Source organism: Enterobacter sp. JBIWA003 (genome assembly GCF_019968825.1).
GTDB lineage: Bacteria > Pseudomonadota > Gammaproteobacteria > Enterobacterales > Enterobacteriaceae > Enterobacter > Enterobacter quasiroggenkampii.
Genome location: NZ_CP074170.1, coordinates 4,846,736 through 4,872,635 on the forward strand (window position 1 = coordinate 4,846,736; position 25,900 = coordinate 4,872,635).

A 25,900-nucleotide genomic window follows, 5' to 3' on the forward strand; every position below is an offset into this window, starting at 1 on the left:
TCATCGTAGACGGCATTCTTAGTTTGTGCGACGACGCGTTAACGCCACGCCAGCGCCCGCCAGTGCACCGACAATCCCCCACATGATCATCAGGAATGCACGACGCGGACTGTCGCGTTTTACAGGTTCTTCAGGCGTTCGCAAATAACGATAGGTCTGAAAACGCGGGTCCAGAGAGGGACCGACATTAAGCGTATTGAGCATCGCGCGATTTTGATCGTAATCGAGGTCAACATCAGGACCGACGGCCTGGAGATTTTCCAGGCGTGCCTGCAGCATAGGGCGACCAAGAAGGAACATTTCAGAGTCAGGCAGTTCATCAGCCGGCACGTCCGTCTCACTACGGGAAATATTGTGCTGTTCCGCAATTTTCAGCGCCTGCTCAATATTGTGTACACGGCGAGTGAAAATCGCTTTAGCCACCTCTTCCTGACGTTTCACCTGGGCTTTCATCTGGATGGTACGGGCCGCCCAGGCGCCTTTAAGCTCTTCGTTAAGATGGCTTGCGGCACGCTGGCTGGCAAACGCGACGTATTGACGCAGCAGGTTGTTGGCATCCGGCGCGGTTTCTGCAATCAGCTTGACGCTGTCATTCACGTTACGCAGCGCGTCGCCCGGCATAAACTGAATATTGTTAATCAGATCGTCCAGCAGGGCGGCATCGGCTTTAGTGTTATCAACCCGACGCTGCTTGTAGTAATCCGTCTGGGACCAGAAGTCGCGACGCGTATCCCACGAAGCCAGTTGCATCACAAACTCTTTGTAGGCCTCATCCATAACAGAAACCTGATCTGGCGTGGCAAGGTTGGCTTTGATATCCAGGTTTCGCAGGAATTGCTGCTGGGAATAGTATCCCCCAAGCATGTTAACCGTTGGTTTGTCCGTGATTGCCGTGGCGCTCCATTCCTGTTTTGCAAAGAACGTATAGGCCAGCGCTAACAGTGCAAATCCCAGCGCGATCCCCGCAATCCAAAGTTTGCCTGCCCATAACACGCGAAACAAACCCCGAATATCCAGTTCATTCTCTGTTACCACTGATTTCGCTCCCGCCAACGGTTGAGTCATCATAGTCCCGGTTTTACTTAGTTAATGTTGTGTTTTTGCCACTGTTACGACGCATCCTGCGTTTAATACGTTTAATGAACCGCGCCACTTTCCATGCGCGCTTAATGCAGTAGCCGTACAGGAAAAATGCTAGCAAGAATAATACCAACATGACCCATTCTGGCACAAAATGAGCATACTCCGCGGCAACACCCACTCCCGCAAGGATAGCAGCCGCTACGGTTATCAAAACAAATGCCTGTCTGGAGGTGAATCCAGCTCGCATGATCAAATGATGAATATGCTGTCGGTCGGCTGAGAAGGGACTCATCCCTTTGCGCAAGCGGCGATACATTATCGCAACCATATCCATTAACGGGATAGCGATAATCCACAACGCGGTAACAGGGCTGATAGGATGGACTTGTCCCTGAGTCGTTTCCAGCAAGATCCAGATGACGGTAAACCCAATAAGTGTACTGCCCGCATCACCCATAAAGACTTTATAGCGACGCCCCAGCGCACCGAGGTTTAACAGGATATAAGGCAGGATGGCGGCAATCATGGCGAAGCACCACATAGCAAGACTATATTGTCCGTCAAACCACAAAATAAAACCGATCGCGGCAAATGAGACGCAGGAGAGTCCCCCCAGCAAGCCATCAATACCATCGACCATGTTGAATGCGTTTATAGCCACCCATACGGCGAAAAGCGTCAGAAAATAGCCGAACGGGCCGAGCACCATCTCCCACGAGCCAAAAATATAGCCCAGGCTACTCAAGTAGAGTTTTGCTGAGATCATCATGGCAATGCCAACTGCCGCCTGCACAAAGGCGCGAATTTTAACGCTGATGTCATAACGATCGTCAAGCGCGCCGACGATAACCAGTACCGTTGAACACATCAGGTATAATTTGACATGTGGGACATAGTAGTTAGCAATTGCGAAGGCATAGCAAATACCAGCAAATACTGAGATACCACCCACCAGGGGGATCATACCCTGATGACGTTTCCGGAAGTTGGGTTTATCCACTAACCCCACGTATTTCGCCACCTTACGCGCAATAAACAGAAAACAGGTGGTGAATAAAAAAATACTGGTTAGATCAGTAAACGTATCGAATAGGTTCACAATGGATTCTCAACAAATGTTAGTCTCGGAAGTATAACCATGAAGGCTCATAGCCCGAAGGTAAAAGTAAACCTCTTGTGACCTCATTTGTATATTATTCAAGCTATTAATGTTTTTACTCTACGAATCGTCTTATTGTTACACCTACACGTCAAAATTGGGAGTAGGTGGTACTAGCGTATAGTCCATAAAAGAAAAACGCCACGTAAAAACGTGGCGTTCGCTGGCTTTATTTGCGTTACGAGCGTTTCATCATGTCGAAGAAATCGTCGTTGGTTTTGGTCATCGCCAGTTTGTTGATGAGGAACTCCATCGCGTCGATTTCACCCATTGGATGGATGATTTTGCGCAGGATCCACATTTTCTGCAGCTCTTCCTGAGTGGTGAGCAACTCTTCTTTACGGGTACCGGAACGGTTGTAGTCGATAGCCGGGAAGACGCGTTTTTCAGCGATCTTACGAGAGAGGTGCAGTTCCATGTTGCCTGTACCTTTAAACTCTTCGTAAATCACTTCGTCCATTTTGGAACCGGTATCGATCAGCGCCGTCGCGATGATGGTCAGGCTGCCGCCCTCTTCCACGTTACGTGCAGCACCGAAGAAGCGTTTCGGACGATGCAGGGCGTTAGCATCCACACCACCGGTCAGCACTTTACCAGACGCTGGCACCACGGTGTTGTAGGCACGCGCCAGACGGGTGATGGAGTCGAGCAGGATGATCACGTCTTTCTTGTGCTCAACCAGGCGTTTTGCCTTCTCGATAACCATTTCCGCAACCTGAACGTGGCGAGATGCTGGCTCGTCGAAGGTAGAAGCAACCACTTCACCTTTAACCAGACGCTGCATCTCGGTCACTTCTTCCGGACGTTCGTCAATCAGCAGCACCATCAGCACACAGTCTGGGTGGTTATAGGCGATGCTCTGCGCGATGTTCTGCAGCAGCATGGTTTTACCCGCTTTTGGCGGCGCCACAATCAGACCACGCTGGCCGCGACCAATAGGTGATGCCAGATCCAGAACACGCGCGGTTAAGTCTTCGGTCGAACCGTTACCACGTTCCATGCGCAGGCGAGAGTTCGCGTGCAGCGGCGTTAAGTTCTCAAAGAGGATCTTATTACGCGAGTTTTCAGGTTTGTCGAAGTTAACTTCATTGACTTTCAACAGCGCAAAGTAGCGTTCACCCTCTTTAGGAGGACGAATCTTACCTGAAATGGTGTCACCAGTGCGGAGGTTGAAACGGCGGATTTGGCTGGGGGATACGTAGATGTCGTCAGGGCCGGCGAGGTAGGAGCTGTCTGCAGAGCGGAGGAAACCAAAACCGTCTTGCAATATCTCCAGCACACCGTCGCCAAAGATATCTTCGCCACTCTTAGCGTGCTGCTTCAGGATGGCGAAAATGATGTCCTGCTTGCGCATACGAGCCTGGTTTTCCAGCCCCATATTTTCGCCGAGAGTGATCAGCTCAGAAACCGGCGTATTCTTTAATTCGGTAAGATTCATAATGGTGTGGGTTCTTAAACTCGGGGTGATTCTCGAACTTAATGTTGTGAATGGTATGGCAGGGTCATCCATGCCTGTTTAGCGGCCATCAACTCATGTCTGTTCGCTGTCTGGTCACAGGGAAAGAACGCAGAACTGAAACGACAAGACGGATTGAGTGACAAGCCCGGAATTTAGCCACTTCACGCACTGGATATGTCAACAGCGGGAAGTATCGGGTAAAACAAGATTCAAACAACAAGATATGTTTAAAACGAAGTCATAGCTAACTTAGCACGACTTCAGCCGGGCGTCCAGAGTTCCAGATCATTTAGCCGGGAGCTCTGAACGCGCAGCGGAGAAACCTTACGCCAGGTTAGCGTCCAGGAACTCTTTCAGTTGACCTTTGGACAGCGCGCCCACTTTGGTCGCCGCCACTTCGCCGTTTTTGAACAGCAGCAGGGTCGGAATGCCACGGATACCGTATTTTGGCGCGGTGCCCGGGTTCTGGTCGATGTTCAGCTTGGCAACGGTCAGTTTGCCCTGATATTCGTCGGCGATCTCATCCAGAATCGGGGCGATCATTTTGCAAGGACCACACCATTCAGCCCAGAAATCGACGAGGATCAGCCCGTCAGCCTTAAGTACGTCCGTGTCAAAACTGTCGTCAGTCAGGTGAATAATTTTATCGCTCATATATAACTCCACAGGAATAAGCCTGGTACGTTGGTTTTGTCTCCACCAACGACGTGTTGATGTCGCATTAACCAACTAAAGGTTGACTTTATTTCACCGGATACGCTTTCGTAAAGCAATAGTAAGCTGATATTCTACCACACTATGAGCAAAACACATTTAACAGAACAGAAGTTTTCCGACTTCGCGCTGCACCCGAAGGTGATTGAAGCCCTTGAAAATAAAGGGTTTCATAACTGCACGCCCATTCAGGCCCTCGCGCTGCCGCTGACGCTGGCCGGTCGCGATGTTGCCGGGCAGGCGCAAACCGGTACCGGCAAAACGATGGCGTTTTTAACGTCAACGTTTCATTATTTACTTTCTCACCCAGCGATTGCAGACCGCAAAGTTAACCAGCCGCGCGCGCTAATTATGGCCCCGACGCGAGAACTGGCGGTACAGATCCACGCAGACGCTGAACCCCTGGCGCAGGCTACCGGCCTGAAGCTGGGCCTGGCCTATGGCGGCGACGGCTACGATAAACAGCTGAAAGTACTGGAAAGCGGTGTGGATATCCTGATCGGTACCACCGGCCGTCTTATCGATTACGCCAAACAGAACCACATTAACCTCGGTGCCATCCAGGTTGTGGTGCTCGATGAAGCTGACCGCATGTACGATCTGGGCTTCATTAAAGACATCCGATGGCTGTTCCGTCGTATGCCTCCGGCTACCCAGCGCCTGAATATGCTGTTCTCTGCAACCCTCTCCTACCGTGTGCGCGAACTGGCGTTCGAACAGATGAACAACGCCGAGTACGTGGAAGTGGAACCGGAGCAGAAAACGGGTCACCGCATTAAAGAAGAGCTCTTCTATCCTTCGAATGAAGAGAAGATGCGCCTGCTGCAAACGCTGATTGAAGAAGAGTGGCCAGATCGCGCCATTATCTTCGCGAACACCAAACACCGCTGTGAAGACATCTGGGGCCATCTGGCTGCAGACGGCCACCGTGTTGGCCTGTTGACCGGTGACGTCGCGCAGAAAAAACGCCTGCGAATTCTTGAAGAGTTCACCCGTGGCGATCTCGATATTCTGGTCGCCACCGACGTGGCTGCACGTGGTTTACACATTCCAGCCGTAACGCACGTCTTTAACTACGATCTGCCAGACGACTGTGAAGACTACGTACACCGTATCGGTCGTACCGGTCGTGCGGGCGCAAGCGGTCATTCGATTAGCCTTGCGTGTGAAGAGTATGCGCTGAATCTTCCGGCCATTGAGACCTACATCGGTCACTCTATTCCGCAGAGCAAATACAATCCGGAAGCGCTGTTAAGCGAACTGCCGCCGCCTAAGCGTCTAACCCGCCCACGCTCCGGCAATGGACCGCGTCGTTCAGGCGGCGCACCGCGTAATCGTCGTCGTTCAGGTTAAGAAAATATGCTCAGCTCCACCTCGCTTTATGCAGCAATCGATCTCGGTTCGAATAGTTTTCATATGCTGGTTGTGCGCGAGGTGGCAGGAAGCATACAAACGCTGACGCGCATTAAGCGCAAGGTCCGCCTCGCGGCGGGCCTGAGCAGCGACAATCACCTCTCACCTGAAGCCATGGAACGTGGCTGGCAGTGTCTGCGACTCTTTGCCGAGCGTCTGCAGGATATCCCGCATGCCCAAATCACCGTCGTCGCCACCGCGACACTCCGCCTTGCGGTTAACGCCGTAGATTTTATTGCCAGAGCGCAGGAAATTCTCGGTTGCCCGGTTCAGGTTATCAGCGGTGAAGAAGAAGCTCGCCTGATTTATCAGGGGGTTGCACATACCACGGGGGGTGACGATCGCCGCCTGGTGGTGGATATCGGCGGTGCCAGTACCGAGCTGGTGACAGGCACCGGCGCGCAGGCAACCTCGCTGTTCAGCCTGTCGATGGGCTGCGTGACCTGGCTTGAGCGCTACTTTACCGATCGTAATCTGGGTAAAGAGAACTTCGACGAGGCAGAAAATGCGGCGCGCGAGGTGTTACGTCCGGTGATGGACGAGCTGCGCTATCACGGCTGGAAAGTCTGCGTGGGTGCGTCGGGCACCGTTCAGGCCCTGCAGGAAATCATGATGGCGCAGGGAATGGACGAGCGGATTACGCTTGCCAAGCTTCAGCAGCTAAAACAGCGCGCCATTCAGTGTGGACGCCTTGAAGAGCTGGAAATTGAAGGCCTGACGCTCGAACGCGCGCTGGTTTTCCCGAGCGGGCTGGCTATTCTGATCGCTATTTTCACCGAACTGAACATCCAGTGTATGACCCTGGCCGGCGGCGCGCTGCGTGAAGGTCTGGTCTACGGGATGCTGCATCTGTCAGTCGATCAGGACATCCGCAGCCGTACCCTGCGCAACGTGCAGCGTCGTTTTCTGGTTGATATCGATCAGGCAGGACGCGTATCGCAGCTGGCGTCACGCTTCGCCGATCAGGTCGCTAACGTCTGGGATCTTGAACCACTGAGCCGCGATTTACTGCTGAGCGCCTGTGCGCTCCATGAAGTGGGGCTGAGTATTGATTTTAAGCAGGCTCCTGCTCATGCAGCGTATCTGGTGCGCAACCTGGATTTACCGGGCTATACACCCGCACAGAAAAAATTACTGGCAACGCTGCTGCTGAACCAGACCAATGCCGTCGATCTCTCGTCTTTGCATCAGCAAAACGCCGTACCGCCGCGCGTGGCCGAACATCTGTGCCGCCTGCTGCGTCTGGCGATTCTGTTTGCCAGCCGCCGTCGCGATGATTTGCTGCCTGCGATCGGCCTGGTGGCCGATGACGAAAAACTGTCGCTGACGCTGCCGGAAAACTGGATTGAACGTCACCCGCTTGGGGCAGAGATGATCGATCAGGAGTGCCAGTGGCAGAGCTATGTGCACTGGGTGCTGGAAGTGAAGTAATACGCTGAACATTGCCGGGTGGCGGCTTCGCCTTACCCGGCCTACTCATCCTTATCCTTTCTCTTTGGCTTTTGCCAGCATGGCGCGAATGTTCGCCACGTTAGCCTGCCCCTTGTGCATCCGCTCTTCCGCAGTAATCACTTTGCGTTCCTGCTCCCAGATCAGGTCATCCTGCGGCAGTTCCAGCAGGAAACGGCTCGGCTCCGGGCGGACAAGTTCGCCATACTGACGGCGCTCTTTACACAGTGTGAACGTCAGCTCTTTCTGCGCGCGGGTGATCCCCACGTAGGCCAGGCGGCGCTCCTCGTCGACGTTGTCTTCATCAATGCTGCTCTGATGCGGTAACAACCCCTCTTCCATACCGACCAGATAGACATACGGGAACTCCAGACCTTTTGACGCGTGCAGCGTCATCAGCTGTACCTGATCGGCCTCTTCTTCGCTCTCGCCACGCTCCATCATGTCGCGCAGGGTAAAGCGGGTGACGACCTGCGTCAGGGTCATCGGCTCGTCGATTTCAGAACCCTCCAGCATTTCGGTCATCCAGCTGAAGAGCTGGTTAACGTTCTTCATGCGCATCTCAGCGGCTTTCGGGCTGGCCGAGGTTTCGTACAGCCAGGACTCATAGTCGATGCCGTGAATGAGATCGCGCACCGCCGCCACCGGCTCGCGCTCCGCGAGACGCTGCACTTCGCCGAGCCAGTGGGTGAATCGCGTTAACGAATCATAGCCGCGACCGGTTAACGTCTGGCTTAGCCCCATGTCGAAGCTGGCGGTAAACAGGCTTTTGTTACGCGTCATCGCCCACTCGCCGAGTTTTTGCAGCGTCGCCGGGCCAATCTCGCGTTTTGGCGTATTCACAATACGCAGAAACGCGCTGTCGTCATCCGGGTTAGTGAGCACGCGCAGATAAGCCAGCAGGTCTTTGATCTCTGGCCGTGAGAAGAACGAGGTCCCGCCCGAGATTTTGTACGGAATGCGGTTCTGCATCAGCATCTTTTCAAAGACGCGCGACTGGTGATTCCCGCGATAGAGGATCGCGTAATCCTTATATTCGGTTTTATTGACGAAGTGATGGGCGATCAGTTCACCGGTGACGCGCTCCGCTTCATGCTCTTCGTTATTGGCGCTGAGCACTTTCAGCTCCGTCCCGTAGCCCAGCTCGGAGAAGAGACGCTTCTCAAACACGTGCGGGTTATTGGCGATCAGGATGTTTGCGGCCTTCAGGATACGCCCGGAGGAGCGGTAGTTCTGCTCCAGCTTAATCACCTGCAGCGCCGGGAAATCTTTGCTCAGCAGCACCAGGTTTTGCGGACGCGCGCCGCGCCAGGAGTAAATTGACTGGTCATCATCGCCGACCACGGTGAAACGCGCGCGCTGCCCCACTAGCAGCTTCACCAGCTCGTACTGGCTGGTGTTGGTGTCCTGATACTCATCCACCAGCAGGTAACGGATTTTGTTCTGCCAGCGCTCGCGAACCTCTTCATTACGCTGCAGCAGCAGCGTCGGCAGCAGGATCAGGTCGTCGAAGTCCAGCACGTTGCACGCTTTCATGTGTGCATCGTACAGACCGTAGCAGTGGGCGAAGATGCGATCCCGTTCGCCTTTGGCGATCGCCGCGGCCTGGGCCGGGGTCATCAGATCGTTTTTCCAGTTTGAGATCGTCGAGATCAGCTGCTGCAACAGCACCTTGTCATCTTCGATCAGCCCCTCGGTGAGCTCTTTGAGCAACGCCACCTGGTCGGTGTCATCGAAGAGGGAGAAGTTGGACTTCATGCCCAGCGCCGCATACTCGCGCTTGATGATATCCAGCCCCAGCGTGTGGAAGGTGGAGATCATCAGGCCCCGGGCCTCTTTGCGCCCCAGCGTCTGGCCGACACGCTCTTTCATCTCACGCGCCGCTTTATTGGTAAACGTCACCGCCGCAATGTGCCGGGCCTGATAGCCACAGCCGCGGATCAGGTGCGCAATCTTGTTGGTGATCACGCGGGTTTTACCGGATCCAGCCCCCGCCAGCACCAGACACGGTCCGGTGACAAATTCGACGGCTTGTTGTTGTCCGGGGTTTAAACGCATAAATGATCACTCAATGAAAGTCAGGAGGGGAGAATAACAGCGTGGTAGTATAGCGAGCCTAATCCATACCACTCAAGGCACGATCATGGCAAAAACAGCAGCAGCACTGCATATTCTTGTTAAAGAAGAAAAACTGGCTCTGGATCTTCTGGAGCAGATCAAAAACGGCGCCGACTTCGGCAAACTGGCGAAGAAGCACTCTATCTGTCCGTCAGGCAAACGCGGCGGCGATCTGGGTGAATTCCGCCAGGGTCAGATGGTACCGGCGTTCGATAAAGTGGTCTTCTCCTGCCCGGTGCTGGAGCCAACCGGCCCGCTGCACACGCAGTTCGGCTACCACGTGATTAAAGTGCTGTATCGCAAATAAAAAAGCCGGGTGGCGGCTACGCCTTACCCGGCCTACATCTTACGGTTTTGTAGGTCGGGTAAGCGAAGCGCCACCCGACAAAGTTGTTAACCCGCTACCGCGATACGCTTCATATCGGTCATGTAGCCACGCAGTTTGTGGCCCACTTTCTCGATCTGGTGGCTGCGAATCGCTTCATTCACATCGCGCAGCTGCGCGTTGTCCACGGCACCTTCTGCAATCGCTTTACCCAGATCGCCCGTCTGCAGAGTGGTCATAAACTCTTTCAGCAGCGGTACGCAGGCGTAAGAGAACAGGTAGTTACCGTATTCTGCGGTATCAGAGATCACCACGTTCATTTCGTACAGACGCTTACGAGCGATGGTGTTCGCAATCAGCGGCAGCTCGTGCAGTGATTCGTAGTACGCAGACTCTTCGATGATGCCGGAATCCACCATGGTTTCGAACGCCAGCTCAACGCCCGCTTTCACCATCGCGATCATCAGCACGCCTTTATCGAAGTACTCCTGCTCGCCGATTTTACCTTCATACTGTGGCGCGGTTTCGAACGCGGTTTTACCGGTCTCTTCACGCCAGGTCAGCAGTTTCTTATCGTCGTTCGCCCAGTCCGCCATCATGCCGGAAGAGAACTCGCCGGAGATGATGTCGTCCATATGTTTCTGGAACAGCGGCGCCATAATGGTTTTCAGCTGTTCAGACAGCGCGTAAGCACGCAGTTTTGCCGGGTTGGACAGACGGTCCATCATCAGCGTAATACCGCCCTGCTTCAGCGCTTCGGTGATAGTTTCCCAGCCGAACTGAATCAGTTTTTCCGCGTATGCCGGGTCGGTACCCTCTTCCACCAGCTTATCGAAGCACAGCAGAGAACCGGCCTGCAGCATGCCGCACAGAATGGTCTGCTCGCCCATCAGGTCAGATTTCACTTCGGCAACGAAGGAAGATTCCAGCACGCCCGCACGGTGGCCGCCGGTCGCCGCTGCCCATGCTTTGGCAATCGCCATACCTTCGCCTTTCGGATCGTTTTCCGGGTGTACCGCGATCAGGGTCGGCACGCCGAAACCACGCTTGTACTCTTCACGTACTTCGGTACCCGGGCACTTCGGTGCCACCATCACCACGGTGATGTCTTTACGGATCTGCTCGCCCACTTCAACGATGTTAAAGCCGTGGGAGTAACCCAGCGCGGCACCGTCTTTCATCAGCGGCTGTACGGAACGCACTACGTCAGAGTGCTGCTTGTCCGGCGTCAGGTTAACCACCAGATCCGCCTGCGGGATCAGCTCTTCGTAGGTACCCACTTTGAAGCCGTTTTCGGTCGCTTTACGCCATGAAGCGCGCTTCTCGGCAATCGCTTCTTTGCGCAGGGCGTAGGAGATATCCAGACCGGAGTCACGCATGTTCAGGCCCTGGTTCAGACCCTGTGCGCCGCAGCCGACGATGACCACTTTTTTACCCTGAAGGTAGCTTGCGCCATCGGCAAATTCGTCGCGCGCCATGAAGCGGCATTTGCCCAGCTGCGCCAGCTGCTGGCGCAAGTTCAGTGTATTAAAGTAGTTAGCCATGGGTGATACCTCGTGATGTTGTGTGTCTTATTGTTCGGTTCGCGTTTCAGCGAGAATGTACCCACATTACAACAGGAAATTTATTGCGGAAATTGATATATTCACAACGTCACATTGCAATTTTTGCAATGTAAAAAGAGGGAGTGGAATCGGTGGATTTACGCGATCTGAAAATGTTTCTTCACCTGGCGGAAAGCCGTCATTTTGGCCGCAGCGCGCGGGCGATGCACGTTAGCCCCTCCACGCTTTCACGCCAGATCCAACGCCTTGAGGAAGACCTTGGCCAGCCGCTGTTCGTGCGCGATAACCGCACCGTCACCCTCACGGAGGCGGGTGAAGAGCTGCGCATTTTTGCCCAGCAGACGCTGTTGCAGTACCAGCAGCTGCGGCACTCTATCGATCAGCAGGGGCCGTCACTCTCCGGTGAACTGCATATTTTTTGCTCCGTGACCGCCGCCTACAGCCATCTGCCGCCCATCCTTGACCGCTTCCGCGCGGCGCATCCGTCGGTTGAAATTAAGCTCACCACCGGCGATGCCGCCGACGCAATGGAAAAAGTGGTGACGGGCGAAGCGGATCTCGCCATTGCCGGGAAGCCGGAAACCCTGCCGGGCGCGGTAGCGTTCTCGATGCTGGAGAATCTGGCGGTGGTGCTGATTGCCCCAGCGCTGCCCTGCCCGGTGCGTAACCAGGTGTCGGTGGAAAAACCGGACTGGTCGACGGTGCCGTTTATCATGGCCGATCAGGGGCCGGTGCGACGTCGCATTGAGCTGTGGTTCCGCCGCCAGAAAATCAGCAACCCGTCGATTTACGCTACCGTCAGCGGTCATGAGGCGATGGTGTCGATGGTGGCGCTCGGCTGCGGCGTGGCGCTGCTGCCGGAAGTGGTGCTGGAAAATAGCCCGGAACCGGTGCGCAATCGCGTGATGATACTGGAGCGCAGCGATGAGAAGACGCCGTTTGAGCTTGGCGTATGCGCACAAAAAAAGCGGCTGCATGAGCCGCTTATTGATGCGTTCTGGACGATATTGCCGAACCACTGAAGCCGGGTGGCGCTACGCTTACCCGGCCTACGCGCAGCTCTACCACTAGCCTGCCAGGAAGAAGCGGAACGCCGGGTTATGGGTTTCGTCGTGACACTCATAGCCCAGCTCGTTCAGCCGCGTTTCGAAATCCGGCTCGTGCTCGCCCAGTTCAAACGCCGCCAGCACACGCCCGTAGTCGGTGCCGTGGCTGCGGTAGTGGAACAGAGAGATGTTCCAGTGCGTGCCCAGCGTGTGCAGGAACTTGAGCAGCGCGCCCGGCGATTCCGGGAATTCAAAGCTGAACAGGCGTTCTTTGAGCGGCTTCGAAGGACGGCCACCGACCATGTAACGCACGTGCAGCTTCGCCATCTCATCGTCAGAGAGATCGACCACGCTATAGCCGCCCTCATGCAGTAGGTTGAGGATCTCTTTGCGCTCCTCCACGCCACGGCTCAGACGCACGCCGACAAAAATGCAGGCATCTTTGGCATCGGCAAAACGGTAGTTAAATTCCGTCACCGAACGACCGCCCAGCAGCTGACAGAACTTCAGGAAGCTGCCCTTCTCTTCCGGAATGGTCACCGCCAGCAGCGCTTCACGCTGTTCGCCCAGCTCGCAGCGTTCGGACACGTAGCGAAGACCGTGGAAGTTCACGTTGGCACCGGAAAGCACGTGCGCCAGACGCTCGCCGCGGATGTTGTGCTGTGCGATGTATTTTTTCATGCCCGCCAGCGCCAGCGCGCCGGACGGTTCCGCCACCGCACGCACGTCTTCGAACAGATCTTTCATCGCCGCGCAGATGGCATCGCTATCCACCGTGACGATATCGTCAAGATATTCCCGGCACAGGCGGAACGTTTCATCGCCAATACGCTTCACCGCCACGCCCTCGGCAAACAGCCCGACGCGCGGCAGGTCGACCGGATGCCCGGCCTCCAGCGCCGCTTTCAGGCAGGCGGAGTCTTCCGCTTCCACGGCAATGACTTTGATCTGCGGCATTAGCTGTTTGATCAGCACCGCCACGCCTGCGGCTAAACCGCCGCCGCCAACCGGGACAAAGACGCGGTCGAGATGGGCATCCTGCTGCAGCAGTTCAAGCGCCAGCGTCCCCTGCCCGGCAATCACCATCGGGTGGTCGAACGGCGGCACCCAGGTGCACCCCTGCTGCTGCGCCAGCTCAATCGCTTTGGCTTTGGCTTCGTCAAAGTTGGCCCCGTGGAGTAAGACTTCGCCGCCGAAACCGCGCACCGCGTCGACCTTGATGTCTGCGGTAGCAACCGGCATCACGATCAGTGCTTTCAGACCCAGGCGAGCAGACGAGAACGCCACGCCTTGCGCATGGTTACCTGCCGAGGCGGTAATCACGCCGCGCGCTTTTTGCTCGTCGGTCAGCCCGGCCATCATCGCGTAGGCGCCGCGCAGCTTAAAGCTGTGCACCGGCTGGCGGTCTTCGCGCTTCACCAGAATGACGTTGTCGAGGCGCGAAGAGAGTTTTTCCATTTTCTGCAGGGGGGTGACCTGCACGGCTTCATAGACCGGCGCGCGCAGCACCGCTCTCAGGTACTCCGCCCCCTCAGGGGCGGCGGATAGGGGTTGCGACTCGGCCATCGTTAGCCCCCAAGTTTCGATTTATCGCGCACCGCGCCTTTATCTGCACTGGTGGCAAGGCTCGCGTAGGCGCGCAGGGCGAAGGAGACTTCACGCTGACGGTCTTTCGGCGTCCAGGCTTTGTCGCCGCGCGCTTCCTGCGCTTCACGACGGGCCGCGATCTCCTGATCGCTCAGCTTGAGCTGAATGCCGCGATTCGGAATGTCGATTTCGATCAGGTCACCATCTTCGATGATGGCGATGTTGCCGCCGCTTGCCGCTTCCGGCGAAACGTGACCGATGGAGAGACCAGAGGTCCCGCCGGAGAAACGCCCGTCGGTGATCAGCGCGCAGGCTTTACCGAGGCCCATCGATTTCAGGAAAGTGGTTGGGTAGAGCATCTCCTGCATACCCGGGCCGCCTTTTGGCCCTTCATAACGGATGACAACCACATCGCCTTCCACCACTTTACCGCCCAGGATGGCGTCTACCGCTTCATCCTGGCTTTCGTACACTTTCGCCGGACCGGTGAATTTCAGGATGCTGTCGTCCACGCCAGCGGTCTTCACGATGCAGCCATTTTCCGCAAAGTTACCGTACAGCACGGCCAGGCCACCGTCTTTGCTGTAGGCATGTTCCAGCGAGCGGATGCAGCCTTCGGCGCGGTCATCGTCCAGGGTGTCCCAGCGGCAATCCTGCGAGAATGCCTGCGTGGTACGAATACCGGCAGGACCGGCGCGGAACATTTTTTTCACCGCGTCGTCTTTGGTCAGCATCACGTCGTACTGGTCCAGCGATTCCGGCAGCGTCAGGCCGAGCACGTTTTTCACGTCACGGTTCAGCAGCCCGGCGCGATCCAGCTCGCCGAGGATACCGATGACGCCACCGGCACGGTGCACGTCTTCCATGTGGTACTTCTGCGTACTTGGCGCGACCTTACACAGCTGCGGCACTTTACGGGAGAGCTTGTCGATGTCGCTCATGGTGAAGTCGATTTCGGCTTCCTGCGCGGCGGCCAGCAGGTGCAGAACGGTGTTGGTGGAACCGCCCATGGCGATATCCAGGGTCATGGCGTTCTCGAATGCCGCTTTACTGGCGATGCTGCGCGGCAGCGCGCTGGCGTCGTCCTGCTCGTAGTAGCGCTTAGTCAGTTCAACGATACGTTTACCGGCATTGAGGAACAGCTGCTTACGGTCGGCATGGGTCGCCAGCAGCGAGCCGTTGCCCGGCTGAGACAGACCCAGCGCTTCGGTCAGACAGTTCATGGAGTTAGCCGTGAACATACCGGAACAGGAGCCGCAGGTCGGACACGCGGAGCGTTCCACCTGATCGCTCTGCTCGTCAGAAACCTTCGGATCCGCACCCTGAATCATCGCATCGACCAGGTCGAGCTTGATGATTTTGTCGGAGAGCTTGGTTTTCCCCGCTTCCATTGGGCCACCGGAGACGAAGATCACCGGAATGTTCAGGCGAAGGGAGGCCATCAGCATCCCCGGGGTGATTTTGTCGCAGTTGGAGATACAGACCATTGCATCGGCGCAGTGGGCGTTAACCATGTACTCCACCGAGTCGGCGATCAGCTCGCGCGACGGCAGTGAATAGAGCATGCCCCCGTGGCCCATCGCGATACCGTCATCCACCGCAATGGTGTTGAACTCTTTCGCCACGCCGCCGGAGGCCTCGATTTGCTCGGCAACCAGCTTACCCAGATCGCGCAGGTGCACATGGCCCGGGACGAACTGGGTGAAGGAGTTCACCACGGCGATAATTGGCTTGCCGAAATCGGCGTCGGTCATTCCGGTGGCGCGCCACAGTGCGCGAGCACCCGCCATGTTACGGCCGTGGGTGGTGGTGGCTGAACGATACTTAGGCATGCTTTATTTACTCCCGTCTGACTATGTAATGGGACGGTGCGTGCCGTCCCAAATTTATATTTAGTGATTAACCTGATCCAACCAGCCGTATTTATCTTCTGTTTCGCCGGTGAAGAGACCAAAGAACGCTTGCTGAATGCGTTTGGTGACCGGGCCACAGCGGCCTTCGCCCACCTGGATACCGTCTACGCTGCGTACCGGCGTGATTTCAGCCGCGGTACCGGACATAAACACTTCATCGGCCAGATAGAGGGATTCGCGGGACAGCACCTGCTCGCGCACTTCGATACCGAGGTCTTTCGCCAGCTTGATGATGGCGTCACGGGTGATGCCCGGCAGCGCGGACGAGGTGAATGGCGGCGTAAACAGAATGCCGTCTTTCACTTCAAACAGGTTTTCACCTGCGCCTTCGGAGATGTAGCCATTTACATCGAGCGCGATACCTTCCTGGTAGCCGTGACGGCGCGCTTCGCTGCCGACCAGCAGGGAAGAAAGGTAGTTACCGCCCGCTTTAGCCGCGGTCGGGATGGTGTTTGGTGCAACGCGGTTCCAGGAAGAGACCATTGCGTCGATCCCCTGTTCCAGGGCTTCTGCACCCAGATAAGCCCCCCACGGGAACGCGGCAATGATCACATCCGTGGTATAGCCCGCCGGCGGGTTCACGCCCATACCGACGTCGCCCACGAAGACCAGCGGACGAATATAGGCGCTGGTCAGGTTGTTCTTACGGATCACGTCGCGGCAGGCTTCCATCAGCTCATCCACGCTCTGAGATACCGGGAAACGATAAATTTTGGCTGAGTCATGCAGACGCTGCATGTGTTCGCGATGGCGGAACACCACTGGCCCTTTGTGAGAATCGTAGCAGCGGATGCCTTCAAACACGGAGGTACCGTAATGCAGCGCGTGGGACATCACGTGGACCTTCGCGTCCTCCCAGCGAACCATCTCACCGTTGAACCAAATGTAATCAGCTTTTTTTGTCGTCATTTTTTCGTCCTGTCACGCTTAAGCGCGGATTTGTTGTGATGTGGTTGTGCTCTGGCAGATGGCAACATGGGCAACGTCTACCAGCTTTGATAACTGACTAAACAGTAAGTCGACCGACCGCGGGCTGGCAACGGTTAATTCGATACTGATGTTTTGGGCGTCAGTGGCCGTCTCCATATTCATAGAGCAAATCTGAAAACCACGATGACGCACCACACGCAAAACGCGCTCTAAGGTTTCCGGGTTGAAGCGAGCCTGTACGGCGACCTGATGCTGCATCATGATAATTTCTCCATCATTTGTGAGTTACTGGCACCAGGCGGTACCAGCGGCCAGACGTTCTCGAGTTCGTCGATTGAGACATGAAGCAGGTAAGGCCCCTCGCTGTTCAGCATGGTGTCGAGCGCCGCTTCAACCTGATCTTTACGGGTGATGTGCTGACCAGGGATGCCAAAGGCGCTGGCCAGCGTGAGGAAATCGGGGTTATCGGTAAGGGTCGTTTCGCTGTAACGCTCCTGGAAGAACAGCTGTTGCCACTGGCGAACCATCCCTAAACGCTGGTTGTCGAGCAAGACGATTTTCAGCGGCAACTGCTTGCGCTTAACGGTGCCGAGCTCCTGAACGTTCATCATGAAGGAGCCGTCACCGGAGATACAGATTACGGTATCGTTCGGGCGGGCAACCTGTGCGCCAACGGCGGCTGGCAGACCGAAGCCCATCGTCCCTAACCCGCTGGACGTGATGAAATTCTCCGGACGGGTGTAGGTCATGTGCTGGGCTGACCACATCTGATGCTGGCCGACATCGGTCGTCACCACGCTGTTTGCCGGTTTACGGTCGGACAACTGCTTCAACAGCAGCGGCGCGTAGATGGCCTCGCCCGGATGATCGTAACGCCAGGCATGTTCAGCGCGCATATCGGCGGTGTGCTGACGCCATGCGTTGATATCCAGCGGCTGCTGCAATGCCGGTAAAAGCGCGTTGAGATCGCCCTGCAGCGCGACGTGCGCCTGACGCAGCTTGTTCATTTCCGCCGGGTCGATATCCATATGGATGACTTTGGCGTTCGGCGCAAAGGTATTCAGCTTGCCGGTAACGCGGTCGTCAAAACGGGCACCGACGGCGATGAGCAGATCGCACGCCTGCACCGCCAGGTTTGCCGCTTTAGTGCCGTGCATCCCGAGCATGCCCAGATAGTACGGGTAGTCTGCATCTACCGCACCCAACCCTTTCAGCGTGCAGGTGGCAGGCATTTGCGTTATCGCAATAAATTCACGCAGGGCGGGAACGGCTTGCGCCATGCCTACGCCACCGCCAACGTACAGCATCGGCTGTTTTGCCTGCGCCAGCATCTGACGCGCCTCTTCAACTGCCGCATGCGGAAACGCGTCGTCGCTTCGAACGGTGGAGAAGTGCGGCTCCAGTTCGCCGAGTGCGACCTGGATATCTTTCGGGATATCCACCAGAACCGGGCCAGGGCGGCCGGAGCTGGCAACCTCGAATGCTTCAGCCATGACGCGCGGCAGCTCTTCCAGAGACTGAACAAGGAAACTGTGTTTGGTGCAGGCCAGCGATAAACCCAGAACATCGACCTCCTGAAAAGCGTCGGTACCGATGAACGGAGACGCCACCTGCCCGGTGATGGCAACAACGGGAACAGAATCCAGCAGCGCGTCAGCCAGGCCGGTGATCAGGTTAGTTGCGCCAGGGCCTGACGTCGCCATACACACGCCGGTTTTACCGGTCGCGCGGGCGTAACCAATGGCCGCCATCACTGCGCCCTGCTCGTGTCGGCACAAGAGATGTTCCACGCCGCCGTCATACAGTGCATCGTAAATCGGCATAATTGCGCCACCCGGATAACCGAATACTGTCTCGACTCCCTGTGCGCGCAACGCATGTACTACCCACTGTGCCCCATTCATAGTTAGTTCCCCGTCATAAATCGGGAGAAACAGAATTTTGTGCTAGTCGTCATTCTCTGCTCCTCATTTGCGTTTTTTAGTCATAAAAAAACCCCCGGACCTTTCGGTGCGGGGGTCTTAGTTCGTTAAGGCTTGATTTCTAAGCCTTTCCTCGTCCAAGTGCAGCCCCGCACGGTGGGATAATAATCACCACCACGCTAATCACGACCAGGCTAATCACTCGTAGAAGGGCTGTCATTTTCAGTTCTTTTTGCATCTTGTTCGAAGGAATACCTAAAGAGGTATCACAGTTTTCAAATTAAACACAAGATTTATTTATGACGGATTTGGTTAGCCCGCGAATCATATTTCTTAAAAGCGTTGTTTTATATACGGAAATTAGAAAATGAATATTTTTCATTTTTTTACTGTGGTGCTAACCGTCAAAACAGGATTTTTTTCGTTCTGCGAGGAGCTTTCCACGATTATGAAATTGTTGCAATGCGCCATTAAAATCCCTGAAAAAGCGGCGTAAATTCACGAAATGGCAATAAACAAACATAACGAGCACTGACATAGTCACACCAGGAGGTAGTGCAAATGTCACTGTCAGTTGTTTATACGCGTGCGGCCCTCGGGGTAAAGGCACCGCTTGTTTCCGTAGAGGTGCATTTGAGTAATGGGCTGCCCGGACTCACGCTTGTCGGGTTACCTGAAACGACGGTTAAAGAAGCCAGGGATCGCGTCCGTAGCGCAATAATAAATAGCGGTTATACCTTCCCTGCGAAGAAGATCACCATCAACCTTGCTCCCGCCGACCTGCCTAAAGAAGGGGGACGATACGATTTACCTATCGCAATTGCCCTTCTCGCGGCTTCTGAGCAGCTTAATACGACAAGGCTAGGCTCGTATGAGTTCGTGGGTGAACTCGCGCTCACAGGCGCGCTGAGAGGCGTTCCCGGCGCGATATCGGGAGCGCTAGAGGCCATACGAGCAGGCCGGCAAATCATTGTGGCCAATGAAAACGCATCAGAAGTGAGTCTTATCGCGGAAAAAGGATGCCTCATCGCGGGACATTTACAGGAAGTTTGTGCCTGGCTGGAAGGACGACATGAACTGTCCGAACCGGAGGAGTGTGACGAGGTTATAACCGACGTCCCGGAGGATCTCAGCGAGATTATGGGACAGGAGCAAGGGAAGCGGGCACTGGAGATTACGGCCGCAGGTGGACACAATCTTCTGTTGATTGGCCCGCCAGGTACGGGGAAAACGATGCTGGCGAGCAGGCTGAGCGGGCTGCTTCCGCCGCTTAATAATCATGAAGCGCTGGAAAGCGCTGCCATCTATAGCCTCATCAGTTCTGCATCGTTGCAAAAACAGTGGCGCCGTCGTCCTTTTCGTTCCCCACATCATAGCGCTTCACTGACGGCGATGGTCGGCGGCGGGTCTATCCCCGGCCCGGGTGAGATCTCACTGGCGCACAATGGCATTCTGTTTCTCGATGAGCTGCCCGAGTTTGAGCGCCGCGTGCTGGATGCGCTGAGAGAACCTATTGAATCTGGCGAAATACATATCTCGCGCACGCGGGCCAAAATAAGCTATCCCGCGCAGTTTCAACTGGTCGCTGCGATGAATCCCAGCCCGACGGGCCACTACCAGGGCAACCATAACCGCTGTACGCCAGAGCAGACGCTGCGCTATCTGGGAAAGTTATCCGGTCCGTTCCTCGACCGTTTCGATTTATCTCTCGAAATCCCGCTTCCTCCTCCGGGCCTGCTCAGGCAGACGGGCATCACGGGTGAAAGCTCTGCGAAGGTACGCGAGCGGGTGATCGCCGCCCAGGCACGACAGTACACTCGCCAGAACAGGCTAAATGCGCGGCTGGATAATGCCGGCATCCGGCAGTTTTGTGCCCTTAACAGTGAGGATGCGGTATGGCTGGAGGAGGCGTTGACGCGCTTTGGGCTATCTATACGTGCGTGGCAGCGTTTGCTAAAAGTGGCCAGAACCATTGCTGACGTGGAGGGATGTACTGACATTGAGAGGAAACACTTGCAGGAGGCGCTGAGCTATCGCGCTATCGATCGTTTGCTGCTGCATCTGCAGAAGTTGCTGGCATAAAAAAAGGGGCCGTAGCCCCTTCTTATCATCTTAGTCATCAGACTCGGTGTAGTCTTCTGCACCTTCCATCTGCGGCTTACCGCCAGACAGCGTATGGAAGCGCTTTGGACGCTTAATGCGTGCCATATACTTGATCCACACACGTTCCGCTTCAGACTGCGGCTCACGCTCACCACGGCAAACAGAAACAAACTGTTTTTCGTCTTCGGTTGCAGGTTCACGCTTACCCAGATCCAGCTCGTTAAAGGCATAACCATGGCGCTCAAGCAGTTGAGCTTCTTTGATGGTGAAATCGCCGTGACGAGAGAACCCGCGCGGATAATGTTTATTGTCGAAAAAACGATTAGTCGTCGTAAAGCTTTCCGCCATCCTACACGCTCCTAATTCTTTGGCCGAGCTATTTATGGCGCGGAGTATTAGTTACGCTTGACAGAGTGTAAAACAAAACATTTAAATCATAACGACAAATAATTTTGCGGAGAAAGATGTGGATACGGAATTGCTTAAAACTTTCCTTGAAGTGAGCAGAACACGCCACTTTGGGCGAGCAGCGGAAGCCCTTTACCTGACGCAGTCAGCGGTCAGTTTTCGTATTCGACAGCTGGAAAATCAACTGGGTGTGAATCTTTTTACCCGCCATCGCAACAATATTCGCCTCACGCCCGCTGGTGAAAAACTGCTGCCGTACGCAGAAACGCTGATGAATACCTGGCAGGCGGCACGCAAAGAGGTTGCACATACTTCGAGGCATAATGAGTTCTCGATAGGGGCCAGCGCTTCCCTGTGGGAATGTATGCTAAGTCAGTGGCTTACCCGGCTTTATCAATCTCATAGCCACCTGCAATTTGAAGCCAGGATTGCGCAACGGCAGTCGCTGGTTAAGCAACTTCATGAGCGCCAGCTTGATCTTCTGATCACAACCGAAGCCCCCAAGATGGACGAATTTAGCAGCCAGATCGTCGGTCAGTTTGGCCTGGCGCTTTATGCCTCTGAACCGTCGATGATGAAGGCAGACCTGACCTATTTGCGCCTCGAATGGGGGCCAGATTTTCAGCAGCATGAGACGGGATTGATTGCACCTGATGATGTTCCACAGTTAACGACCAGCTCTGCGGAGATCGCCTGTCAGCAACTGCCCTTGCTGAGAGGTTGTACCTGGTTACCTGTTCGCTGGGCAGACACTAAAGCGGGGCTGCATACGGTGTTGGATTCCACCACGCTTACCAGACCGCTGTATGCGATTTGGCTGCAAAACAGTGATAAGCAGTCACAGATAAAAGATCTGTTAAAAATCAATGTAATGGATTGATACATCAGCCAGCAGGAATGCTGGCTGAATAGTAAGAAGAGGCGTTTTTACAGGATTACGGGCAAAAAAAAATCCTTTGCCGAAGCAAAGGATTATATATGGCAGGGGCGGAGAGACTCGAACTCGCGACACCCGGTTTTGGAGACCGGTGCTCTACCAACTGAGCTACGCCCCTAAAGTTTTTTGCCATTAAGCCTGCCAGTAAGGCAGGCTTAATGTCTTAATAAGTGGCGGAACGGACGGGACTCGAACCCGCGACCCCCTGCGTGACAGGCAGGTATTCTAACCGACTGAACTACCGCTCCACCGAAGACTGCTTGTAACCACCGGATTAATGCACCGGCTTACTACTTAATTTGATGCCTGGCAGTTCCCTACTCTCACATGGGGAGACCCCACACTACCATCGGCGCTACGGCGTTTCACTTCTGAGTTCGGCATGGGGTCAGGTGGGACCACCGCGCTAAAGCCGCCAGGCAAATTCTGTTTAATCTGTATCAAGGCTGAAAATCGTGTCTGTCTCTTCGCCAAAACATCTTCGGCGTTGTAAGGTTAAGCCTCACGGTTCATTAGTATCGGTTAGCTCAACGCATCGCTGCGCTTACACACCCGACCTATCAACGTCGTCGTCTTCAACGTTCCTTCAGGAGACTTAAAGTCTCAGGGAGAACTCATCTCGGGGCAAGTTTCGTGCTTAGATGCTTTCAGCACTTATCTTTTCCGCATTTAGCTACCGGGCAGTGCCATTGGCATGACAACCCGAACACCAGTGATGCGTCCACTCCGGTCCTCTCGTACTAGGAGCAGCCCCCCTCAATTCTCCAGCGCCCACGGCAGATAGGGACCGAACTGTCTCACGACGTTCTAAACCCAGCTCGCGTACCACTTTAAATGGCGAACAGCCATACCCTTGGGACCTACTTCAGCCCCAGGATGTGATGAGCCGACATCGAGGTGCCAAACACCGCCGTCGATATGAACTCTTGGGCGGTATCAGCCTGTTATCCCCGGAGTACCTTTTATCCGTTGAGCGATGGCCCTTCCATTCAGAACCACCGGATCACTATGACCTGCTTTCGCACCTGCTCGAGCCGTCACTCTCGCAGTCAAGCTAGCTTATGCCATTGCACTAACCTCCTGATGTCCGACCAGGATTAGCTAACCTTCGTGCTCCTCCGTTACTCTTTGGGAGGAGACCGCCCCAGTCAAACTACCCACCAGACACTGTCCGCAACCCGGATTACGGGTCTACGTTAGAACACCAGCCATTAAAGGGTGGTATTTCAAGGACGGCTCCATGCAGACTGGCGTCCACACTTCAAAGCCTCCCACCTATCCTACACATCAAGGACCAGTGTTCAGTGTCAAGCTATAGTAAAGGTTCACGGGGTCTTTCCGTCTTGCCGCGGGTACACTGCATCTTCACAGCGAGTTCAATTTCACTGAGTCTCGGGTGGAGACAGCCTGGCCATCATTACGCCATTCGTGCAGGTCGGAACTTACCCGACAAGGAATTTCGCTACCTTAGGACCGTTATAGTTACGGCCGCCGTTTACCGGGGCTTCGATCAAGAGCTTCGCGTTGCCGCTAACCCCATCAATTAACCTTCCGGCACCGGGCAGGCGTCACACCGTATACGTCCACTTTCGTGTTTGCACAGTGCTGTGTTTTTAATAAACAGTTGCAGCCAGCTGGTATCTTCGACTGATTTCAGCTCCACCCGCAGGGGCTTCACCTACATATCAGCGTGCCTTCTCCCGAAGTTACGGCACCATTTTGCCTAGTTCCTTCACCCGAGTTCTCTCAAGCGCCTTGGTATTCTCTACCTGACCACCTGTGTCGGTTTGGGGTACGATTTGATGTTACCTGATGCTTAGAGGCTTTTCCTGGAAGCAGGGCATTTGTTACTTCAGCACCGTAGTGCCTCGTCATCACACCTCAGCGTTAAAAGGTACCGGATTTACCTGGAACCTCCGCCTACATGCTTAAACCGGGACAACCGTCGCCCGGCTAACATAGCCTTCTCCGTCCCCCCTTCGCAGTAACACCAAGTACAGGAATATTAACCTGTTTCCCATCGACTACGCCTTTCGGCCTCGCCTTAGGGGTCGACTCACCCTGCCCCGATTAACGTTGGACAGGAACCCTTGGTCTTCCGGCGAGCGGGCTTTTCACCCGCTTTATCGTTACTTATGTCAGCATTCGCACTTCTGATACCTCCAGCATGCCTCACAGCACACCTTCAACGGCTTACAGAACGCTCCCCTACCCAACAACACATAGTGTCGCTGCCGCAGCTTCGGTGCATGGTTTAGCCCCGTTACATCTTCCGCGCAGGCCGACTCGACCAGTGAGCTATTACGCTTTCTTTAAATGATGGCTGCTTCTAAGCCAACATCCTGGCTGTCTGTGCCTTCCCACATCGTTTCCCACTTAACCATGACTTTGGGACCTTAGCTGGCGGTCTGGGTTGTTTCCCTCTTCACGACGGACGTTAGCACCCGCCGTGTGTCTCCCGTGATAACATTCTTCGGTATTCGTAGTTTGCATCGGGTTGGTAAGCCGGGATGGCCCCCTAGCCGAAACAGTGCTCTACCCCCGAAGATGAGTTCACGAGGCGCTACCTAAATAGCTTTCGGGGAGAACCAGCTATCTCCCGGTTTGATTGGCCTTTCACCCCCAGCCACAAGTCATCCGCTAATTTTTCAACATTAGTCGGTTCGGTCCTCCAGTTAGTGTTACCCAACCTTCAACCTGCCCATGGCTAGATCACCGGGTTTCGGGTCTATACCCTGCAACTTAACGCCCAGTTAAGACTCGGTTTCCCTTCGGCTCCCCTATACGGTTAACCTTGCTACAGAATATAAGTCGCTGACCCATTATACAAAAGGTACGCAGTCACACCACAAGGGTGCTCCCACTGCTTGTACGTACACGGTTTCAGGTTCTTTTTCACTCCCCTCGCCGGGGTTCTTTTCGCCTTTCCCTCACGGTACTGGTTCACTATCGGTCAGTCAGGAGTATTTAGCCTTGGAGGATGGTCCCCCCATATTCAGACAGGATACCACGTGTCCCGCCCTACTCTTCGAGTTCACAACCTGTGTGTTTTCGTGTACGGGACTGTCACCCTGTACCGTGCGACTTTCCAGACGCTTCCACTAACACACAAGCTGATTCAGACTCTGGGCTGCTCCCCGTTCGCTCGCCGCTACTGGGGGAATCTCGGTTGATTTCTTTTCCTCGGGGTACTTAGATGTTTCAGTTCCCCCGGTTCGCCTCGTTAACCTATGTATTCAGTTAACGATAGTGCAACGAATTGCACTGGGTTTCCCCATTCGGACATCGCCGGGTCAAAGGTTCATATCACCTCGCCGGCGCTTTTCGCAGATTAGCACGTCCTTCATCGCCTCTGACTGCCAGGGCATCCACCGTGTACGCTTAGTCGCTTAACCTCACAACCCGAAGATGTTTCATCTTCTGATTGCGAAAATTTGAGAGACTCGAACACACCTTAAAGATGTGTCGTTTCAATTTTCAGCTTGATCCAGATTTTTAAAGAGCAAAACTTCGCAGTGCACCTTTTCAGGTTCACTCTGAAGTTTTCTTGGGTTCGCAGTAAAAGATGGTGGAGCTATGCGGGATCGAACCGCAGACCTCCTGCGTGCAAAGCAGGCGCTCTCCCAGCTGAGCTATAGCCCCATCGTTTTGCAATCTCTGTACCGCTCATCCTTTAAAAGGAGTTTGGTAGGCCTGAGTGGACTTGAACCACCGACCTCACCCTTATCAGGGGTGCGCTCTAACCACCTGAGCTACAAGCCTGCAGAGA

The 25,900-nt window shown here is 55.0% G+C and carries 20 protein-coding genes, 4 tRNA genes and 2 rRNA genes; 6 read left to right on the forward strand and 20 right to left on the reverse strand.

Annotated elements, in window-relative coordinates; all coding sequences use genetic code 11:
- Positions 1–18: 18 nt before the first annotated feature.
- The 4 genes from wzzE to trxA all read right to left on the reverse strand — a co-directional run bounded on the left by wzzE (position 19) and on the right by trxA (position 4,355).
- Positions 19–1,065, reverse strand: a complete 1,047-nt coding sequence (gene wzzE / locus KGP25_RS23530; RefSeq protein ID WP_045909242.1) for an ECA polysaccharide chain length modulation protein — start codon at positions 1,063–1,065, stop codon at positions 19–21.
- 13 nt (positions 1,066–1,078) lie between these two features.
- The gene (gene wecA, locus KGP25_RS23535; protein WP_223539686.1) at positions 1,079–2,182 is read right to left on the reverse strand and encodes a UDP-N-acetylglucosamine--undecaprenyl-phosphate N-acetylglucosaminephosphotransferase; all 1,104 of its coding nucleotides are present in this window, start codon (positions 2,180–2,182) and stop codon (positions 1,079–1,081) included.
- A gap of 238 nt (positions 2,183–2,420) precedes the next feature.
- The gene (gene rho, locus KGP25_RS23540; RefSeq protein WP_008501566.1) at positions 2,421–3,680 is read right to left on the reverse strand and encodes a transcription termination factor Rho; all 1,260 of its coding nucleotides are present in this window, start codon (positions 3,678–3,680) and stop codon (positions 2,421–2,423) included.
- 345 nt (positions 3,681–4,025) lie between these two features.
- Positions 4,026–4,355 (reverse strand): thioredoxin TrxA, encoded by a 330-nt coding sequence (trxA, locus tag KGP25_RS23545; RefSeq protein WP_006179218.1) that lies wholly within the window; start codon positions 4,353–4,355, stop codon positions 4,026–4,028.
- Positions 4,356–4,499: 144 nt separating this feature from the next.
- On the opposite strand from trxA, the gene rhlB reads away from it, so the two are divergent.
- Positions 4,500–5,768 carry an ATP-dependent RNA helicase RhlB gene (rhlB, locus tag KGP25_RS23550; RefSeq protein ID WP_048030801.1) on the forward strand — a complete coding sequence of 423 codons (1,269 nt, stop codon included), beginning with the start codon at positions 4,500–4,502 and terminating at the stop codon, positions 5,766–5,768.
- 6 nt (positions 5,769–5,774) lie between these two features.
- Complete coding sequence (gene gppA, locus KGP25_RS23555) at positions 5,775–7,259, forward strand: guanosine-5'-triphosphate,3'-diphosphate diphosphatase (RefSeq protein ID WP_032654053.1); 1,485 nt, start codon at positions 5,775–5,777, stop codon at positions 7,257–7,259.
- A 51-nt stretch (positions 7,260–7,310) separates the two neighbouring features.
- On the opposite strand, the gene rep is transcribed toward gppA, so the two are convergent.
- Positions 7,311–9,335, reverse strand: coding sequence for a DNA helicase Rep (rep, locus tag KGP25_RS23560; protein WP_008501569.1), 2,025 nt, complete (start codon positions 9,333–9,335; stop codon positions 7,311–7,313).
- A gap of 85 nt (positions 9,336–9,420) precedes the next feature.
- Between rep and ppiC the strand changes: the two genes are divergently transcribed.
- A complete protein-coding gene (ppiC, locus tag KGP25_RS23565) occupies positions 9,421–9,702 on the forward strand; it encodes a peptidylprolyl isomerase PpiC (RefSeq protein WP_008501570.1) in 282 nt (93 codons plus the stop codon).
- Between the two features lie 86 nt (positions 9,703–9,788).
- Here the strand turns inward: ppiC and ilvC are convergent, their stop codons facing one another.
- Positions 9,789–11,264 carry a ketol-acid reductoisomerase gene (ilvC, locus tag KGP25_RS23570; RefSeq protein WP_021242831.1) on the reverse strand — a complete coding sequence of 492 codons (1,476 nt, stop codon included), beginning with the start codon at positions 11,262–11,264 and terminating at the stop codon, positions 9,789–9,791.
- Between the two features lie 152 nt (positions 11,265–11,416).
- Between ilvC and ilvY the strand changes: the two genes are divergently transcribed.
- The gene (gene ilvY / locus KGP25_RS23575; RefSeq protein WP_008501572.1) at positions 11,417–12,307 is read left to right on the forward strand and encodes an HTH-type transcriptional activator IlvY; all 891 of its coding nucleotides are present in this window, start codon (positions 11,417–11,419) and stop codon (positions 12,305–12,307) included.
- A 45-nt stretch (positions 12,308–12,352) separates the two neighbouring features.
- Here ilvY and ilvA read toward each other — a convergent pair whose 3' ends face one another.
- The 7 genes from ilvA to ilvL all read right to left on the reverse strand — a co-directional run bounded on the left by ilvA (position 12,353) and on the right by ilvL (position 18,903).
- A complete protein-coding gene (ilvA, locus tag KGP25_RS23580; RefSeq protein WP_223539687.1) occupies positions 12,353–13,897 on the reverse strand; it encodes a threonine ammonia-lyase, biosynthetic in 1,545 nt (514 codons plus the stop codon).
- Positions 13,898–13,899: 2 nt separating this feature from the next.
- Entirely contained in the window at positions 13,900–15,750 is a 1,851-nt protein-coding gene (gene ilvD / locus KGP25_RS23585) for a dihydroxy-acid dehydratase (RefSeq protein WP_045909248.1), read from the reverse strand.
- Positions 15,751–15,810: 60 nt separating this feature from the next.
- Positions 15,811–16,740, reverse strand: a complete 930-nt coding sequence (gene ilvE, locus KGP25_RS23590) for a branched-chain-amino-acid transaminase (protein ID WP_023309654.1) — start codon at positions 16,738–16,740, stop codon at positions 15,811–15,813.
- Positions 16,741–16,758: 18 nt separating this feature from the next.
- Positions 16,759–17,022, reverse strand: a complete 264-nt coding sequence (gene ilvM, locus KGP25_RS23595) for an acetolactate synthase 2 small subunit (RefSeq protein WP_006179206.1) — start codon at positions 17,020–17,022, stop codon at positions 16,759–16,761.
- Positions 17,019–18,665: an acetolactate synthase 2 catalytic subunit gene (ilvG, locus tag KGP25_RS23600; protein WP_223539688.1), complete on the reverse strand. Its 1,647-nt coding sequence runs from the start codon at positions 18,663–18,665 to the stop codon at positions 17,019–17,021. The genes ilvM and ilvG overlap by 4 nt, the downstream gene beginning before the upstream one ends.
- A gap of 2 nt (positions 18,666–18,667) precedes the next feature.
- Positions 18,668–18,718, reverse strand: a complete 51-nt coding sequence (ilvX, locus tag KGP25_RS23605) for a peptide IlvX (RefSeq protein ID WP_166792073.1) — start codon at positions 18,716–18,718, stop codon at positions 18,668–18,670.
- A gap of 86 nt (positions 18,719–18,804) precedes the next feature.
- Positions 18,805–18,903: an ilv operon leader peptide gene (ilvL, locus tag KGP25_RS23610; protein ID WP_001311244.1), complete on the reverse strand. Its 99-nt coding sequence runs from the start codon at positions 18,901–18,903 to the stop codon at positions 18,805–18,807.
- A 341-nt stretch (positions 18,904–19,244) separates the two neighbouring features.
- Here ilvL and KGP25_RS23615 point away from each other — a divergent pair, with 341 nt between their 5' ends.
- The gene (locus tag KGP25_RS23615; RefSeq protein WP_223539689.1) at positions 19,245–20,765 is read left to right on the forward strand and encodes a YifB family Mg chelatase-like AAA ATPase; all 1,521 of its coding nucleotides are present in this window, start codon (positions 19,245–19,247) and stop codon (positions 20,763–20,765) included.
- 30 nt (positions 20,766–20,795) lie between these two features.
- Here KGP25_RS23615 and KGP25_RS23620 read toward each other — a convergent pair whose 3' ends face one another.
- Entirely contained in the window at positions 20,796–21,134 is a 339-nt protein-coding gene (locus KGP25_RS23620) for a DUF413 domain-containing protein (protein ID WP_008501577.1), read from the reverse strand.
- A 118-nt stretch (positions 21,135–21,252) separates the two neighbouring features.
- Between KGP25_RS23620 and hdfR the strand changes: the two genes are divergently transcribed.
- A complete protein-coding gene (gene hdfR, locus KGP25_RS23625; protein ID WP_032675646.1) occupies positions 21,253–22,074 on the forward strand; it encodes an HTH-type transcriptional regulator HdfR in 822 nt (273 codons plus the stop codon).
- A 99-nt stretch (positions 22,075–22,173) separates the two neighbouring features.
- Here the strand turns inward: hdfR and KGP25_RS23630 are convergent.
- From KGP25_RS23630 to KGP25_RS23655, 6 genes are all read right to left on the reverse strand, one after another.
- Positions 22,174–22,249: transfer RNA gene (locus KGP25_RS23630), tRNA-Trp, on the reverse strand.
- A gap of 53 nt (positions 22,250–22,302) precedes the next feature.
- Positions 22,303–22,379: transfer RNA gene (locus tag KGP25_RS23635), tRNA-Asp, on the reverse strand.
- 56 nt (positions 22,380–22,435) lie between these two features.
- Positions 22,436–22,551, reverse strand: a 5S ribosomal RNA gene (gene rrf, locus KGP25_RS23640).
- Between the two features lie 71 nt (positions 22,552–22,622).
- A 23S ribosomal RNA gene (locus tag KGP25_RS23645) occupies positions 22,623–25,526 on the reverse strand.
- A gap of 171 nt (positions 25,527–25,697) precedes the next feature.
- A tRNA-Ala gene (locus tag KGP25_RS23650) sits at positions 25,698–25,773 on the reverse strand.
- A 43-nt stretch (positions 25,774–25,816) separates the two neighbouring features.
- Positions 25,817–25,893 (reverse strand) — tRNA-Ile (locus KGP25_RS23655).
- Between the last annotated feature and the right edge of the window lie 7 nt (positions 25,894–25,900).

Bases quoted from the DNA above. Each gene is read 5' to 3' on its own strand.
- wzzE (WP_045909242.1), bottom strand. From the start codon at position 1,065: ATGACTCAACCGTTGGCGGGAGCGAAATCAGTGGTAACAGAGAATGAA.
- rho (WP_008501566.1), bottom strand. From the start codon at position 3,680: ATGAATCTTACCGAATTAAAGAATACGCCGGTTTCTGAGCTGATCACT.
- gppA (WP_032654053.1), top strand. From the start codon at position 5,775: ATGCTCAGCTCCACCTCGCTTTATGCAGCAATCGATCTCGGTTCGAAT.
- KGP25_RS23615 (WP_223539689.1), top strand. From the start codon at position 19,245: ATGTCACTGTCAGTTGTTTATACGCGTGCGGCCCTCGGGGTAAAGGCA.
- rhlB (WP_048030801.1), top strand. From the start codon at position 4,500: ATGAGCAAAACACATTTAACAGAACAGAAGTTTTCCGACTTCGCGCTG.
- rep (WP_008501569.1), bottom strand. From the start codon at position 9,335: ATGCGTTTAAACCCCGGACAACAACAAGCCGTCGAATTTGTCACCGGA.
- ilvG (WP_223539688.1), bottom strand. From the start codon at position 18,665: ATGAATGGGGCACAGTGGGTAGTACATGCGTTGCGCGCACAGGGAGTC.
- ppiC (WP_008501570.1), top strand. From the start codon at position 9,421: ATGGCAAAAACAGCAGCAGCACTGCATATTCTTGTTAAAGAAGAAAAA.
- trxA (WP_006179218.1), bottom strand. From the start codon at position 4,355: ATGAGCGATAAAATTATTCACCTGACTGACGACAGTTTTGACACGGAC.
- ilvD (WP_045909248.1), bottom strand. From the start codon at position 15,750: ATGCCTAAGTATCGTTCAGCCACCACCACCCACGGCCGTAACATGGCG.
- ilvM (WP_006179206.1), bottom strand. From the start codon at position 17,022: ATGATGCAGCATCAGGTCGCCGTACAGGCTCGCTTCAACCCGGAAACC.
- ilvE (WP_023309654.1), bottom strand. From the start codon at position 16,740: ATGACGACAAAAAAAGCTGATTACATTTGGTTCAACGGTGAGATGGTT.
- ilvA (WP_223539687.1), bottom strand. From the start codon at position 13,897: ATGGCCGAGTCGCAACCCCTATCCGCCGCCCCTGAGGGGGCGGAGTAC.
- KGP25_RS23620 (WP_008501577.1), bottom strand. From the start codon at position 21,134: ATGGCGGAAAGCTTTACGACGACTAATCGTTTTTTCGACAATAAACAT.
- ilvL (WP_001311244.1), bottom strand. From the start codon at position 18,903: ATGACAGCCCTTCTACGAGTGATTAGCCTGGTCGTGATTAGCGTGGTG.
- ilvC (WP_021242831.1), bottom strand. From the start codon at position 11,264: ATGGCTAACTACTTTAATACACTGAACTTGCGCCAGCAGCTGGCGCAG.